The organism is Pantoea allii (assembly GCF_002307475.1).
In the GTDB taxonomy this organism is placed as follows: domain Bacteria; phylum Pseudomonadota; class Gammaproteobacteria; order Enterobacterales; family Enterobacteriaceae; genus Pantoea; species Pantoea allii.
On record NZ_NTMH01000047.1, the window covers coordinates 48,807 to 64,351 of the forward strand.

The 15,545-nt window shown below is 50.4% G+C and carries 18 protein-coding genes; 7 read left to right on the forward strand and 11 right to left on the reverse strand.

Going from position 1 to position 15,545, the window contains the following annotated elements:
• Positions 1–12: 12 nt before the first annotated feature.
• The 4 genes from pdxY to CMR03_RS21760 all read right to left on the reverse strand — a co-directional run bounded on the left by pdxY (position 13) and on the right by CMR03_RS21760 (position 3,338).
• Positions 13–873, reverse strand: coding sequence for a pyridoxal kinase PdxY (pdxY, locus tag CMR03_RS21745; protein ID WP_063879449.1), 861 nt, complete (start codon positions 871–873; stop codon positions 13–15).
• 56 nt (positions 874–929) lie between these two features.
• On the reverse strand, positions 930–2,204 hold the full coding sequence (tyrS, locus tag CMR03_RS21750) for a tyrosine--tRNA ligase (RefSeq protein WP_096012622.1): 1,275 nt from the start codon (positions 2,202–2,204) through the stop codon (positions 930–932).
• Positions 2,205–2,342: 138 nt separating this feature from the next.
• Entirely contained in the window at positions 2,343–2,999 is a 657-nt protein-coding gene (gene pdxH / locus CMR03_RS21755; protein WP_096012623.1) for a pyridoxamine 5'-phosphate oxidase, read from the reverse strand.
• A 24-nt stretch (positions 3,000–3,023) separates the two neighbouring features.
• Complete coding sequence (locus tag CMR03_RS21760) at positions 3,024–3,338, reverse strand: MliC family protein (RefSeq protein WP_063879446.1); 315 nt, start codon at positions 3,336–3,338, stop codon at positions 3,024–3,026.
• 572 nt (positions 3,339–3,910) lie between these two features.
• Here CMR03_RS21760 and CMR03_RS21765 point away from each other — a divergent pair.
• Positions 3,911–4,156, forward strand: coding sequence for a hypothetical protein (locus CMR03_RS21765; protein ID WP_096012624.1), 246 nt, complete (start codon positions 3,911–3,913; stop codon positions 4,154–4,156).
• A complete protein-coding gene (locus tag CMR03_RS21770; protein ID WP_096012625.1) occupies positions 4,153–4,467 on the forward strand; it encodes a hypothetical protein in 315 nt (104 codons plus the stop codon). Before CMR03_RS21765 ends, CMR03_RS21770 begins: the two co-directional genes overlap by 4 nt.
• Here CMR03_RS21770 and CMR03_RS21775 read toward each other — a convergent pair.
• Complete coding sequence (locus tag CMR03_RS21775; protein WP_096012626.1) at positions 4,464–5,258, reverse strand: DUF4225 domain-containing protein; 795 nt, start codon at positions 5,256–5,258, stop codon at positions 4,464–4,466. The genes CMR03_RS21770 and CMR03_RS21775 overlap by 4 nt on opposite strands.
• A 75-nt stretch (positions 5,259–5,333) precedes the next feature.
• Between CMR03_RS21775 and CMR03_RS21780 the strand changes: the two genes are divergently transcribed.
• Positions 5,334–5,816 carry an Hcp family type VI secretion system effector gene (locus CMR03_RS21780; protein ID WP_096012627.1) on the forward strand — a complete coding sequence of 161 codons (483 nt, stop codon included), beginning with the start codon at positions 5,334–5,336 and terminating at the stop codon, positions 5,814–5,816.
• Between the two features lie 187 nt (positions 5,817–6,003).
• Here CMR03_RS21780 and CMR03_RS21785 read toward each other — a convergent pair whose 3' ends face one another.
• From CMR03_RS21785 to CMR03_RS21805, 5 genes are all read right to left on the reverse strand, one after another.
• Positions 6,004–7,347, reverse strand: a complete 1,344-nt coding sequence (locus CMR03_RS21785; protein ID WP_096012628.1) for a J domain-containing protein — start codon at positions 7,345–7,347, stop codon at positions 6,004–6,006.
• Positions 7,344–9,044 (reverse strand): Hsp70 family protein, encoded by a 1,701-nt coding sequence (locus tag CMR03_RS21790; protein WP_096012629.1) that lies wholly within the window; start codon positions 9,042–9,044, stop codon positions 7,344–7,346. Before CMR03_RS21790 ends, CMR03_RS21785 begins: the two co-directional genes overlap by 4 nt.
• A 668-nt stretch (positions 9,045–9,712) precedes the next feature.
• Positions 9,713–10,150, reverse strand: coding sequence for a hypothetical protein (locus CMR03_RS21795; RefSeq protein ID WP_371873655.1), 438 nt, complete (start codon positions 10,148–10,150; stop codon positions 9,713–9,715).
• A gap of 49 nt (positions 10,151–10,199) precedes the next feature.
• Positions 10,200–11,588, reverse strand: coding sequence for a sensor histidine kinase (locus CMR03_RS21800; protein WP_096012631.1), 1,389 nt, complete (start codon positions 11,586–11,588; stop codon positions 10,200–10,202).
• The gene (locus tag CMR03_RS21805) at positions 11,588–12,265 is read right to left on the reverse strand and encodes a response regulator (protein WP_063879438.1); all 678 of its coding nucleotides are present in this window, start codon (positions 12,263–12,265) and stop codon (positions 11,588–11,590) included. The genes CMR03_RS21800 and CMR03_RS21805 overlap by 1 nt, the downstream gene beginning before the upstream one ends.
• Before the next feature lie 206 nt (positions 12,266–12,471).
• Between CMR03_RS21805 and CMR03_RS21810 the strand changes: the two genes are divergently transcribed.
• Entirely contained in the window at positions 12,472–13,308 is an 837-nt protein-coding gene (locus CMR03_RS21810) for a MipA/OmpV family protein (protein WP_096012632.1), read from the forward strand.
• A 144-nt stretch (positions 13,309–13,452) separates the two neighbouring features.
• Here the strand turns inward: CMR03_RS21810 and uraH are convergent, their stop codons facing one another.
• Positions 13,453–13,872 (reverse strand): hydroxyisourate hydrolase, encoded by a 420-nt coding sequence (gene uraH, locus CMR03_RS21815; protein ID WP_096012633.1) that lies wholly within the window; start codon positions 13,870–13,872, stop codon positions 13,453–13,455.
• A 229-nt stretch (positions 13,873–14,101) separates the two neighbouring features.
• Here uraH and CMR03_RS21820 point away from each other — a divergent pair, with 229 nt between their 5' ends.
• The 3 genes from CMR03_RS21820 (at position 14,102) to CMR03_RS21830 (ending at position 15,449) form a co-directional block, all read left to right on the forward strand.
• Positions 14,102–14,335 (forward strand): YgdI/YgdR family lipoprotein, encoded by a 234-nt coding sequence (locus CMR03_RS21820; protein ID WP_063879435.1) that lies wholly within the window; start codon positions 14,102–14,104, stop codon positions 14,333–14,335.
• 31 nt (positions 14,336–14,366) lie between these two features.
• Positions 14,367–14,594: a YgdI/YgdR family lipoprotein gene (locus CMR03_RS21825; protein ID WP_063879434.1), complete on the forward strand. Its 228-nt coding sequence runs from the start codon at positions 14,367–14,369 to the stop codon at positions 14,592–14,594.
• A 585-nt stretch (positions 14,595–15,179) separates the two neighbouring features.
• Positions 15,180–15,449 carry a hypothetical protein gene (locus CMR03_RS21830; RefSeq protein ID WP_063879433.1) on the forward strand — a complete coding sequence of 90 codons (270 nt, stop codon included), beginning with the start codon at positions 15,180–15,182 and terminating at the stop codon, positions 15,447–15,449.
• Positions 15,450–15,545: the final 96 nt, after the last annotated feature.

Below are 15,545 nucleotides of genomic sequence, written 5' to 3' on the forward strand. Positions count from 1 at the left end.
CGGCCCTTTTCTTTACAGCTTCTCAGCCGGGAAAGCGTGCGTCGGTCGGGCGATGGCGTCCTGCGCGGCAACCAGCTGCAGTTCATACTCACCCATTTCATGCGTTTTCAGCATCACTTCATAGACCGCCGCCGTCACGTGTTCCAGTGCAGCCTGTAGCGATAGCCCGTGCAGCAGATCGACCAGCAATAAGCCGCTGGTTAAATCGCCCACGCCCACCGGCTGACGAACGCCAAAATCCACCAGCGGACGGCTGATGTGCCAGGCTTCATCGGCGGTAACCAGCAGCATCTCAAAACGGTCACTGCGGCGTCCTGCGCGCGCCAGATGCTTAATCAGCACCACTTTCGGCCCCTGACTTATCAGCATACGTGCCGCGTCTACGGCCGATTCCACGCTGGTTACGGTGCGTTCGCTGAGCATTTCCAGCTCCAGCAGGTTCGGCGCGATGATATCGCTGGCGGGTAACGCCATCTTGCAGTGGAACTCGGCTACGCCGGGCGCGACGATACAGCCTTTCTCCGGGTGCCCCATCACCGGGTCGCAAAAATACCAGGCTTCCGGATTCGCGACTTTCACCTGACGCACAATTTCCAGAATCTTTTCGCCTTGCTCGGCCGATCCCAGATAACCGCTTAATACCGCATCACAGGTTTTCAGGCGGTCAATATCGGCGATGCCTTTAACAATGTCGGTTAAATGCGTGGCCGGCATAACAGTACCGGTCCAGTGTCCGTATTGCGTATGGTTAGAAAACTGCACGGTATTCAGCGGCCAGACGTTCACACCCATACGGCGCATCGGGAACTCTGCCGCCGCGTTACCCGCGTGACCAAACACCACGTGCGACTGAATTGCTAAAACGTTTTTCACTTTTTTGCCCTGTAGTGCCTTGCCATAAAAAAGGGCCGGAAACCGGCCCTGAAAGGTTACTGCCAGTTAATCAGGCAATAATGTTTTTTACCGCGACGCAGCAGCGTAAAGCGGTTAAACAGCTTATCGCTGTCGCTAAAACGGTATTCGGCATCAGACTGCTTTTCGCCATTCAGCGACACGGCATTCGACCCAATCATAGTGCGCGCCTGACCGCGTGAAGGCACCAGCTCAGCGTTGACCAGCGCCTGTTGCAGATCGTCCTCGGCACTCAGCGTGATGGTCGGCATACCGTCCTGGGCCAGCTGTTCGAAGTCGGCCTCTGTCATGTCGCTTAACGCGCCAGAGAACAGGCTTTCGGTAATACGTTTTGCCGCCGCCAGGCCGTCTTCTCCATGCACCAGGCGCGTGACCTGCTCGGCCAGCACATACTGTGCGCGCGGCGCGGTTCCGCTGTTTTTATCTTCTTCTTCCAGGGCATTAATCTCGTCGATGCTCAGGAAAGTGAAGAATTTCAGGAAGCGGTAAACATCCGCATCGGCGGTGTTGATCCAGAACTGGTAGAACTTATATGGACTGGTTTTCTTCGCATCCAGCCAGACCGCGCCGCCTTCGGTTTTACCGAACTTGGTGCCGTCCGATTTGGTGATCAGCGGGACGGTCAGACCAAACACCTGATTCTGGTGCAGACGACGCGTCAGATCGATACCGGAGGTGATGTTACCCCACTGGTCAGAACCACCGATCTGCAAGGAGACGCCGTGCAGCTCGTTCAGACAGGCGAAGTCGTAACCCTGCAACAGGTTGTAGGAGAATTCGGTAAACGAGATGCCCTGATCGTCACGGTTCAGGCGCTGTTTAACCGCTTCCTTGTTGATCATCTGGTTAACAGAGAAGTGTTTACCGATGTCGCGCAGAAAGGTCAGCACGTTCATATTGCCAAACCAGTCATAGTTGTTGGCGGCAATCGCACTGTTGGCCCCGCAGTCAAAGTCCAGGAAAGGTGCGACCTGGCTGCGAATTTTTTCTACCCACTCACCCACGGTTTCGCTGGTATTGAGTTTACGCTCTGCGGCTTTAAAACTGGGATCGCCAATCAACCCCGTTGCGCCGCCTACCAGCGCAACCGGTTTGTGCCCGGCATCCTGAAAACGTTTAAGGCAGAGTAGCGGTACCAGATGGCCCAAATGCAAGCTGTCAGCAGTGGGGTCAAAGCCGCAATAGAGCGAAATTGGCCCTTGCGCCAGTTTCTCGACTAACGCGTCTTCATCCGTCACCTGGGCGATCAGGCCCCTCTCTTGCAATTGTTGTATCAGGTTACTGCTGGTCATCACTGACTCCAAATTGATCAGGCTGCACCTATGCTGGTACACAGCTTTCCGCTGAGTTGCGGAAGGAAAAAATTAAGGGCTATAGCATAAAGCGCTGACGCCTTCTGTGCCAGCGCTGATGAGGGGGAAAGCGCAGTTTTAAGGGGCGAGTCGGTCAATTTTCCAGCCGTCGTGATCCCGCTGATAAAGGAAACGATCGTGAAGACGATGTTCGCCCCCCTGCCAGAATTCCATGGTGCTAAATTTCACCCGATAACCGCCCCAGAAACTGGGTAGCGGTACATCACCCTGCTGGAATTTTTGCTTCAGCTCCAGAAACTTGCCTTCCAGCACGCCACGGGCAGAAATCCGGCTTGACTGTTTGGAAACCCAGGCACCGATCTGACTGTCACGCGGACGGCTGCTGAAATACTTTAATACCTCCAGCGGCGACAGCTTCTCGACCTCGCCTAAAACCATCACCTGTCGCTCCAGGAAGTGCCAGGGAAAATGAAGCGAAATACGCGGATTATGACCAAGCTGCTGTGCTTTGCGACTGCCCAGATTGGTGTAAAACACCATGCCCTGCTCATCGAAATGTTTTAACAGCACAATGCGTTGATAAGGCTGTCCATTCTCGTCCACCGTGGCCACTGTCATGGCGGTGGGATCAGGCAGTTGCGCCTCGCAGGCCTGCTTTAGCCAGCTTTCGAACAGCGCCAGCGGATTATCGGGTAAATCTTTGCGACGTAGCCCACCCCGTGTGTATTCACGGCGCAGATGGGCAATAGTTTGTAGCATGTCACTGTCACTCATGATGCACACTCACTCCGGTAAACGTTAACTGGCCGGTTGCAATTCGCAATCGTTTACAACGATCTTATCATTACGCTCAATGAACGCGCCGTTCCCTTTAGACCAGAAAACGTAGTTACCGTCGCTATACCGTGCGCCGGACGCAGAAACCGTTTGCGTCAGCGTCAGCGGCTTGCCATCCATAATAAAGCTGACCTGCTGTTTGGCATTATCCAGGGTGACCGTAAGAGGCAAGGTGCCACAGCGGTAATGCAACGTTTCTGGTGCTGGTGGAGCCTTGTGCATCAGGCTGCAGCCCGACAGCATGACCACGGCGGCAACGGTTAATCCTTTTAACATCAGCAATTCTCCTGTAGGGAAAGCAGGTAATGGGGCCTTCTGCTTTGTTAGGTGTTATTGACCTTGCACCGGATAGCGCCTTGCGCGCGCTCCGGCCTCTCAGGGCAATTTAACCGATGATAGCCTGGGCATCAGCAAAAGTTTTTAAACAAGTCGGCAGAATGAGGAAGAACGGGGGTGAAAGCACCGCCGCCCTGCCGGGTGAGCAGTTGTGTTTAATGTCAGCCAGGGAGAGTGTTTAAAGACGTGAAGTGATTACAGGTGATGAATGTCCGCTATGAGCGAAGAGCTGACATTGCTAACAGCGTTACATGTGATCCAGCGGGGGGCTGGTCACGGAAAACAGGCTTACCGTACAATAATTTTCGATCTCCAAACTGCCCCCTATATTGCTGTGTATCTCAGGCACGAAGCAGACTCTTAAGCAGGATTTTTGGCAAACAGCATGGATTAGTGAGCACGCAGTTTCGGGGGAACGTTGAGTTAAAAGCCAAAACAGTAAGGAATTCTCATACTTTTTCTGAGAAACTAGAGTGGTAGTGTATTTTCGTTTAATTGAAGGAACGTATCCAATGAAAATGGATAAACCTGTGCCAGGTAAAAATGATAAAATTCTGATTAATAATGCAAGAATGAGAAAGTGGCTTTTGATTGGAGGTCTTGCCGTAGGGATTCAGGCGCTATTGAGTATGTTTACCCACCCTGGGTCTTATTACTATATCTTCCAAATGGTTATCGCTATTTTTTGCATTGGTTACGGCCTTTCAGTTACTTCTCAAATCCGTAGACTTTTACGCTCAGAAGGAGAAAAACAGTGAATACAGCAAAGATTGAGGAAGATCTTGCCAAAAATGGCTTTACTGTGAAAGATCTTGCTGCCATGCGTCAGTATCTGGGAAAAGATGGTGCTACTTATCTGACGTTATTGAGCGAATTGAAGGGGCGATTCATTCTTTCCTGTGTGCTCATCGTCATCTTATGTGCTGTCTGGATTTACTTTGTTTTTAGAGGTGAAAAGGGTGACCTCGTTTCTTTTTCCCTAATGATGCTGGTCGCAGCGCCCATCTTTTACTTTATGACCCCCATGAAGCTGGCTTTTAAGGCATTCAAATATATGAGAAAAAGCTAGTTTTTTGTTTCATCGTAAAGGTTTTGTAGAGCCCCGTAATCGTTATAAATTTCAATACCCAAATCAAGCCTGGTCATATCCTTTATCCCTCTGACATAGTCAGAACTCAGATAGTAGTAGAGATGAAAAGTGTCTGGCTTGAGGACTAATCTTCCCATTCCGTATGCTGAAAGAAGCAAGTCCATCGAGGTATAAGCAATTTCACCTGTTTTCTTGTCAAAGCCCAGGAATTGTGCGCCAGCTACGTAACCTTTTTTTAGAAACCCTTGAGCATCGTCAGTATGATTAATGATGTTTTTAAACCCTTCCTGTGTACTGTTTGCCCCATGTAGGACAAGCATTGCCCCGAAACCGACGCCTATAATATTTCCTGTTGCAAACGAAGCAGCTGCAACACCGAACCCCGCAACCATTTGCATTCCGCCAAGTACTACACCTACACCATTAACTATGTATCCCCATACATCACCATTTTTTACAAACTGTACTGACGCATGAAGTGCTGCGTATCCGGAGCGCAGCATTTGGTCTTGTATGGAAAGATTTTTGTGTACATCCTGGATGTTTTTCAGGCATTCCTGACATTCTTTCTCTGAACTTACAGAGCGGATCGTACTTAACTGAGTATCAATGAAACGTTTGATATCATCCAGAAAAGCCATTTGCGTGAATCCGCTCCTGAGGTGGATGAAGCAAGCTTCAGTCGCTTTGCTGTATAGCCGTTGTGCTTCGATATTTGCCATAGTAAGGAAATAGGTGGACAATTTATTCTTATCCCAGTAGTTATCCATAATGTTACCTCCGCAGATGTAAAGGAAATTACCGGAATTTAAACAGATAACACCGATTACTGAAAGGAAGACTCCATGAGTACTGACATTTTTTTACGTATAGAAGGGATAACCGGCGAGTCGCAGGACGCTAATCATAAAGGCTGGATTAATGTTGACTCATTCACCTGGGGTGCATCTCAGTCAGGGAATATGGTGGTTGGTGGGGGCGGTGGTGCTGGTAAGGTTCAGTTTCGCGACTTGTCTATTCAGGCGAACATCGATAAGGCCACACCTGCAATTATGCGTTATGTATCAAGTGGTAAACATATCAGCAAGCTTGAGTTATCTGTCTGTAAAGCCGGTGGTAGCCAGATAGAGTACTGTCGTATCACTCTCGAGGATGTCCTGATAACCAGCGTCATGTTCAGTGGTGCCACTCAGCGTGATCTTATCGGTATCAATTATCAATTCCAGGCAGCTAAAATCAAAAACCAGTACTGGGAGCAATCTACCAGCGGTGGTAAAGGTGCTGAATCCCAGTCCGGATGGAATATAAAAGAAAACCGGGAATCCTGATTCAGTCATTGCTTCCTGCAGACATACAGGGCAGCTTCGTAGTTTTGTGACCACCTTAAGATGCATCAGTGCCACAAAAACGCGGGACAAGAGCAGACAGTGGCTATAGTCTTTTTTATTCCCTGTTATATAGGGAATTTGCTCAACATAAAAATCTGACTGCGTGTGAGTTGTTGTAGCTTCGTCTTTACTCAGAGAAACGGGCGAACAATGTCAGCAGCTGATTCAGCAACACCGAACAGAACACCGCATAAAAACTCACCAGTACATAACCAATGATTTCAAATTCCAGTATGTCAAGCAGTCGCCACGGGCTGGACAGCAGACGGGCCACCGCTAAACCAGGACGACGTAAACCCGGAACCTGTTTTGACCAGACGGACCATAGCACCAGCCACTCAATAAACATCATAAAAAAGGGTAACAAGCCGCCAGCCCCCTCACCTTTACCTGGTGACTCGCCTATAACGATAAACAATAAGCCAGCAAAAAACGCAAACAGTAATAGCGAGGAGAACACCGCATCCAGTATAAGAAGCAGTCCCATTAACCACGAACGATGTACGTTTGATAGCATCAAATCGTAAACCCAGAGATGGTAAATAGCGATGCAACTGGCGATCAGGCCGATGGGAGAGATGAGCCCGACGCGGGGCAATGCAAAATGTAGGACTGCAGCCCAAAATAAAACTAAGAACACCCCTTTCCAGCTCAGCGCACAGGGCTGTTCACGCAAAAACGCGAGCATTACAGGGTTCAGACGCTGTACAAGCTCAGGGAAAGTCACCCATAATTTGTTAACCTGCTGCGACATATTATCGAATAAACCCGGCACCAGCCTTATCCAGAACGGCACGGCAGTGCGGTCACTGCACAACAGCTTCAGTGCCAGACCGCTCACACTGTCGTCATTATGCTGTTCGGCTATCAGTTTCTTCCAGGCATTTTCAGCCTCTGTGGCGCGAACTTTTTCACACATCGCATCCTGTAACGCCTGAGGTATCAGATGGTCGCTATTGTAGCTATCCAGTTGCCAGCCAAGACGTTCGCTCACCGCTTCTACCAGCCAGCCCGCCAACTCCGGTTGCTGCGCCAGCGCCGCCGCCAAATCCTTATGAAACTTCTGTTGCTGCAACAGATTGCCTTCCTCACTTACCTGCTGATGCAATGTCTGCAATGCGGGAAAATGCCGTGGCCCCTCATCTGCAAGGGTGGCGGCCAGTTCGGCGATCTCCTGCTCACTATAAAGTGGTCGCAGCGAAAAGGAGTAGCTCACCGACTCAGTAAACGACAGTTCATCTTGCTGAGATGAGATATTCTGATGTTCGGCAACCCCATAATACTGTGGTTCGCTCACGTCAGTTTCTGTCGCGCTGGCGTGTGCTTTTGCCCAGTCAAATGCCTCTCGCAGCTGTTGATAACCCTGAGGATCGGTGTCAGGACGATGCAATTTTAACTGGCGCGCATAGGCACGACGTATCAGTGATTCGTCAGAGGTAGGCTCAATGTCCAGCACCTGCCAGCCATTCATCGCGGTGCCCTCTCTTCAAATTGTGCCAGCGCATCGACCACCTTCTGACGAACGTCAGCGATGCGCCGCTCATCCTGGCTATTCAGCGCCTGCTCAAACACGCTTATCACGTTATCTATCCACTCGCGCTCTTCACCTAGCAGGCAGGTAAAAAGTCGGGAGCCGCGCAACAATAACTCTCGATTTTCCTGACGATCACGCGGATGGCGCTTAAGCTCATTGAGCTTTTGCAGGCTTTGCGTGATCTGCTCTGAACTCATCTGCCCAGGCACTTTTTCAATGACCATGCTTACCGTGTCCGGGCTGTCGTTATGCTGACAGGTTACTTCCAGCAGGCCATCCAGCGTATAGGTGAAGCGCACATCGAGCGCAACCTCACCCCGTGGGCGCGGCGGGACATTGATGTTCATCTCGCCGAGATAGACATTATCCGTAATGCGGCGTCCTTCGCCCTGATAAATTTTCAGCAGCACGTGTGTCTGATTGTCGGCAACAGTGTGAAGTATTTTGTTTTTGCTCACCGGCAGCCAGGTATTACGCTCAATAATCGGCAGGAAGAAACCCTCTTCTTGCTTGCCATAACTTTCCTTCACCGTTTCCACGCCAAGCGAAAACGGCATCACGTCGGTGAGGATGATATCTTCAACCGCTGCGGCCTGCATCACCATGCCCGCCTGGATGCCCGCCCCAAGCGCCACCGCTTCATCGGGATGCAGATCGTGCCGTGGAAAGCGACCAAATAGCCGTGCTACTGCCTGACGTACCAGCGGCATGCGGGTTGCGCCACCCACTAGCAGCACATGATCGAGATCTTGCAGAGCAAAACGCGCGTCGTTCAATGCCTGTATCACTGGCTGCTGTAGACGAACAATCAGGGGCTGGCAATAGTGAGCAAGCGCTTCTTCGTTCATCGTCCAGCGCCACGTTTTCTCCTGCCAGTGCAGCTCGGCAACGGCTTCCGTCATGCTACTTAGCTGGCATTTCAGGCGTTCAGCCTCTTCCAGTAGCCGCGGTTGAACTGTGGGCAACGCTGATTTTAGCTCCGGCTGCTGGTCAAGCATCCACTGACAGATGGCTTCGCTGAAATCATCACCGCCAAGCTGGACATCTCCGCTACTGGCGCGCACTTCGACTACGCCTTCAAACATGTCGATGATCGAGACATCAAAAGTGCCTCCGCCTAAATCAAAAGTCAGGTATTTTTGCTCGCGGTTTTGCAACAGCCCAAACGCCAATGAGGCTGCGGTAGGTTCGTTCAGCAGACGCAGGACATTCAGCCCCGCAAGTGTCCCGGCGGTTTTCACAGCGCGACGTTGTACGTCGTTGAAATATGCTGGCACGGTGATAACCGCATCGACAATTGGCTGGCTAAGCCAGCGCTCCGCATCCTCTTTTAGCTGACGAAGTACAATGGCGGAGAGTTCTTCGGCGCGAAAGGATTGAGCTCCCAGTTTCAACGTGGCTTCTGTGCCCATATAGCGTTTGAAACTGGCCAGCGTGAGATGTGGGTGGGTGCTGAGACGGGCCAGCGCTGGCTGCCCGGTAATCAGGTTTCCTTGATCGTCCAACCCGACCACCGATGGCGTCAACAGTGCGCCATGCTTGTTGGCAATTAGCTGCGATTTTCCATCGTGCCACAGTGCGACCGCGCTGTTGGTCGTACCAAGATCGAAACCTGCTACCTGCCTGGCTGCCATGCTTGCTCCCTAAATGCGACTGCTGTTCATCGCGGCTGACGATTAAACATGTGTGGAAAGTCAATGAAGTGATTAATCTGTTTATCGTCTGGGAAATGGAGATCTTTAGCATGGATTCACAGACAATGTGGGCGTAGTTCTCCTTTGCGATTAAGGCTGGAAAAGCCTCTTTCGCCGGAAAGGCTGTACTGAGAGATTAGTAACATGAAAGCTGGCAGCACCAGCGCTGACTGATGACAAGTAAACCAACGATAGATATGCTGAGCAAATGCGGATTCAGCGTAATTTCAAGGCGATCTAAAAACGCTGTTCACTAATCACACTCTGCCCCACAAAACCTGCGAATCTTCAGGAGCGTTTTGCGCTCCCATCAGCATCTATTTTAGCACTTCAATACGATGACGGTGTGGTGTCATAATGGCATAGAAGCACTTCTGCAGCTCATCTGACTAGCCAACTGGCCTGCTCCACGTTCATTAATACACCGCGATTTTAGTAATGTCCGCTTCTGGCACGCAGCGGACGATAACATCTCTTCCTTTGTCTGCTACGAGCGAAGAGCGGACGTTCGCAGTGGCTCTCACCTCTGATGAAGGTACTAGTTAACATTGCGGTGTGTTAATCAATACGGCGCAAGTCATATCACAGGGATGCTTCACAGTGTCGCGCTAGCACGTTTTATCGCCGTCAGCCCAGCGCTTGATATCACTTATCTTTGGCGACCGGATACCCGTGCTCAAGAGGTTCTTGGTTGTATACAGGCTGACCTGCGCGTGGTCACCATTAGGGCTTTCGATCTCAATTAGCGTGTTGTTAATCAACAGTCCCTGTGAAAGGAACTTCTGATTAATCTCCCCTTTTTTGCGCTCACCATCAAACTCGGTTAATACGATTACCGGATTTCCTGAATATGCCTCATATTCGAGGCACTGCCTTGCCATGAGCCTTATGGTTCGATAAGTATCAGAAGACCCTGCGTTGCTCACGAAACTGCCGTCAAAAGAGGATTGGCTGCTTTTTAGTTCGCTGACGGTAATAGCACACCCGCTGAGTGAGAGCGAAAATAACAGACTTGTCAGAGCAACGTATTTCACTTTTAACTCCATCATTCAGGTAAATGCCTTGCGCCGGCGCGGATCAAGATGGTGTTTGCTTTCAGGCGGATTTGTGATTTGGGAAATTAACCGAAACCATCAGCCCACCTTCTTCCGACGTACTGAGGCGTACGCTGCTGTTGTGTTGCTGCGCAACGGCTTTGACGATGGCAAGCCCCAGCCCACTTCCGCTTTGCATCTGATTGGGATCACGAAAAAATCTGTCGAATACGCGCTCCCTCAATTCAACGGGAATGCCAGGCCCTGCATCTGAAACACGCAACTGCGTGGATTGGTCTAAGGATCGTAACTCCACCTCAACCCTCCCGCCCCCAGGGCTGTACTTCACTGCATTTTCAACTATGTTATCGATAAGCGACATCAACCGCTCCCTGACGCCAGTCACCCAGATTTCCTCTTCGGCGTAGAATTCAAGTTCAATCCTGCGTTCCGCCGCGAGCGGTGCCAGCCCGGCCATGCGTTCTTGTATGAGCGTTGTCATCTGCAAAGGCTCCATAACCGTATCAATGCGCGCTTCGCTGTGCATCATCAGCAGCAACTGATTGACCAGACGAGCCGCACGGCTGTTGCTGCGAATAATGCCTGCAAGCAACTCTTTTTGGCTGTCACTGCTCACATAAGACTGCAACGCCTCAACATTGATTCGCATCGCCGCCAGGGGGGTACGCAGCTCGTGAGCGGCATCGGCGATGAAAACGCGTTCCCGTTCAGTGCTTTCCCGCACTCTGGCAAGAAATCCATTAACAGCGTCAACCATCTGGCGAAGCTCCCTGTGCTTTGGCACTGCTTTTAAGGGCGAGAGATCGTCCGGCGTGCGTAAGGACACTTCATTTACCACCTTATTCCATGGGCGCATGGCAATGCGGATTGACAGCCACGCAGGAAACAAAAGAAACGGAATGCATACCAGCAGCGGCATCACGTAGTAGCCGCGCGAGTTCAGGTAGATAAAGAAATTCCAGCCTCCAGCAGGGGTGATAAGCGTGACCTCTGTGTCGGCGTTCCCGGACTTTAAGGTACGGCTGGTCCAGGCGCGACCATCACTCTCAACACGCTCAATTTTTCCATAACGGCTGTTTATCACGCCCGCTGGCGCACCATCAGAGGCATAAACTATCTCTTTATTCTTGCGTACGATAAGGCTGATTGAGAGTTTTGGATCTTCACCGCCGCCATAATTTTCCCGCACTGCCTTACTTAATGCAGCCAGCACATGCGTTCGCTCCTGCGGGCGATCGTCCATATTCTTAACCACAGTAAAAATGGTTTCGTACGTCTTGCTGCCCGTTAATATTGGCGGGCTACGCAAGTCCTCCCACAAAACGTAAGTCAGAAAAAGACACCAGAGCAGGGTGAGCAATAGCATTTGCGCTACCATAATTCGCCGCACGAACGTTGGGGTTCTCAGAAGGCGCCAGACATTTCGCATCAACCTGCCCCCTTCTGAATGGGTACGGTATCAATGACATACCCAACTCCTCTCACCGTTCGCACATAGCCGTCGCCGATTTTGCGACGCAAATTCCCCATATGCACATCGAGCGCATTACTCATATTTTCTTTTGCGCCGAAGATCCTTTCTTCCAGAAAACTGCGAGTAAGCACGCGGTCAGTGCGCAACATCAACGTTTCAAGCAGCGCGTATTCACTTGCCGTCAACTCAATATGCTGTGCATTCACGGTCACGCGTCGTGTGGGCACATAAAGCGATAATCCGCGCAGTTCTATCGCCTCGTTCTGAAAACCATAACTGCGGCGCGCAAGCGCTCTCACCCTCGCCAACAACTCGGCGAGAACAAATGGTTTGACGAGATAGTCGTCTGCACCCGCGTCCAGCCCGCAAAGGCGATCGTGCAGTGTGCCTCGCGCCGTCAGGATGATGACGGGAATACCCTTGAGCTGCTGACGCAAGTACGCCATCAGGCTCATGCCATCGCCGTCGGGTAATCCGAGGTCGAGCAACACAAGTTCAGGCACGCAGACATCAAGCTGATGCAGTGCATCCTCTTTGCGGCGAACCCATATAACATCAAATCCTTGATCTGCAAGGGCGATACGTACGCCGTTGCCGAGATCCAGGTCGTCTTCGATTAGGAGTATTTTCACAATGGTTACGGTATCAACAGTGAATGAAGAACGTCTGAAGAAAAAAACGGTATCAGGAAATCTATCAGCTTTGCCGCCTCTGTGGTTGCTTCACCCTTTCTTCATTTTGGGCTCATGAGAACTTTAGCGGGCGCCTGCAAAATGCGCGTTCTGGCGTTTACAACCCGCTTGTATCGTAATCATTTGAATCCACGAGGACTTCTTTAATGAGAAATAACATACTGCGTCATAAGTTCCCCCTTTCACTCCCGGGGCGCAGCCTGAAAAAAATGTTGCCGGGCACCGTCCTGGCGTTACTGGCAACCCCGATACTGGCGGCAGCACAGAATCAGGACAACGCGTTGACTCTGGGAGGCGGCGCGAACGTGACGCCACGCTATTCTGGTTCGGATAAAAGCCGCGTCACGACCGCCATGGTGCTGGATTACACAATGGCAAATGGTTTCTTCGCCAGCTCCACGCGGGGCATCGGTTACGGCAATAACATCGGCAAATTCGATTACAACGCTGCGCTGAGCTATCGCGCAGGCCGGAAGGATCACGACGTGGACAGCGACTCGCTGAGCGACGGCAGCGACTATTTGCGTGGTATGGGCGACGTCAAAGGCTCGGCTCTCGGTGTGTTTGGCCTGGGATACGGGGTGGCCGACTGGCTTAATTTGCAATTGCAGGCTGAAGTGCCATTTTCTGAACGAAACAATGGCGCGGCACTGCATTTTGGCATTAATAGCCCGCTTTATACCTCACCGAATAATACCGTAACGCTGGCGCTGACCGGCAGTTGGGGGACGGACAAATACATGCAGACTTACTACGGAGTCAGTGCATCCCAATCAGCCGCATCAAGGTTTACCCGATATGATGCCGGAGCGGGAGTTTACGCCTGGTCGATGAATCTTGACTGGACACATAAGTTCAATGAGGACTGGAGCGTGGTTGCCGCAGCAGGCGTTACGCAGTTGACGGGGGATGCGCGCAATAGCCCGATTGTGCAACGAAAAACATCGCCCACCGGAAGCCTGCTGGTGACATATCGCTTCTGATCGTTATTCAATGAGTCCGTCTAAACAGGCTTTATGACCATACAAGCAGGGCTGCGGTTAAGCGGTCAGCCAGCGCGTGTTGCTGACGCGAGATGAGGTAAAACGTGCCGGCAGCGGAGGTTATCAGGGCGCTGCCGGGCGCTGTTAATTACCGCGATAGGTGGAATAGCCGTAAGGACTCAGCAGTAACGGAATATGGTAATGCGGCTCGCTACTGTCCATATGGAATATCACCGGAATTTCCGGAAAAAATGACTTGTGCTGCACTTTCTGATAATAATCGCCTGTTTTAAAGACGACTTTGTAATCTCCTGTTTCAAATTTCTTATCATCTGGAAACAGTGCGCTAATTCTGCCGTTTTTATCGGTGACACCCGAGGCGAGTTTTACCCATTTGCCCTGCTCTTTATGTTCGAGGTCAACGGAAATACCCGGGGTTGGCGTGCCAGATTCCAGGTTTAATACATGAACACTCAGCGGATTTTTCATACTGGTTGATTCTGCTGCATACGCACTGACTGAGCCCATTAATAACGCTGCAACTGCACCCATTTGCCATTTCATTATCGATTCCTTTTTTTGAGTTAACCTGCAAACGAGGTTATAGGGCGTCAGGTAAAATACCTAACGACAGGGGATAAATGTGAATTTTCTGAGAAACATGGTTCGTTATTGAACTGATTTAGCGATTCGCGCTTTCCATCCGGTAATTTGCGCTGTTTCGCTTTTACGCCTGCAAAAATCTCAAAAGCGACTATGCTGTTTAATTCAAGGTCCACTTCAAGGAGATGAAATGCATACTAAATCCTTCTCAGCTGCCGTTTTGCTTGCCCTTTCACTGGCAACATTAGTGGGTTGCTCTTCAAATCAATCCATTAAGACTTCAGACGGCCGCACCATAGTGACCGATGGTAAGCCTCAAATTGACAGCGATACCGGACTGGTTTCCTATCGCGACGCACAGACAGGCAAAACCGAACAAATCAATCGCGATCAGATCAGCAATATGAGTGAACTTAATAACTAATTAATTCCATCATGGATATAAGGTGAATAATATGAAGAAGACTCTGATTTTACCGCTGGCAGTTTTGATCGGCATGGCCGCATTAACCGGTTGCACACGTACCAGTTATGCTATTCATACTAACGATGGCCGTACGATTATTAGCGATGGCAAACCCTCTGAATCGGATGCCGGTTTACTGGGTTACACCGATGCTAACGGTGTGAAACAGCAGATCAATAAAACAGACGTGAAAGCTGTCTCTGAAGTACCCCACTAATATCATTGCCGCCCACCCAGGGCGGCATTTTTATTTCCCATCTGCCCTGCCCCTTTCTTAAAGACCTTCTGTTTTAACCGTTAATCCACAGGCGACAATCGCAAATCCATTTATTGTTTGCAGGATTTTGCGCGGCACAGCAAAGCTAAGCTGTTGCACAGGCCGCCCTGCCGCTGTGTGAAACCCGTTGCCCTGGCTCCCGTATCAGGCAGATCGCTTTTTTAATCACCTGCGTGATATTTCTTGATGTTATTGGCCCTTTTCTCGCCGCGGTATCGCTGTTATTCCGCTGAAAAAGTCATAATAATGGCGCGATATCAGTCCATTTTCGTCAAGTACCTATCTTAATTTCAGGCCAATAAATACATATCTAGTGGTTTAATCACTTCAATCTTTTACCGTAAAACCGCTTTATATGTGTTTTTCCCTTCCTTTTGAGGAGGTTAGCCTGCTTATCGCAAAGTTCACTTTTTATGCAGGTTTATTTGATAGGTAACGCCTAATGAAATAACACTTTCGTTATGCATTTCTTTTACTAGACTAATTACTGGGTCGACGACATTCTCACTCACTCAGGAGTTGCATATGTATTTTCACGATGAAGCTACCGGTCATAAGATTATTGGTGAAGCTGCGGTGAACCTGGCACTACAGGATGAGGAGATAACTGTGGTTTCGTTGATCCGTCAGCTAAGCATCATGGCGGACAATGAAATCGACGACGAGCGGGTTATTCAGATTGCAGATGCCCGTAAATGGCTGAAAAGCTTTATTAACGTCGCGACACGGGAACGGGCAGAACTCAGCTGGATGGTTGTTACCGGCCAGGTGCCCGCCAATTTGACCGAGCATTAATTCAACAGGTCAGTCGGTTATCCCTCTGCGCGGGCGCGCTCTGCGTCCGCGCAACCATCATCCGCTTCTGGCGCGTTTTGTTGCCGATCACCTGCT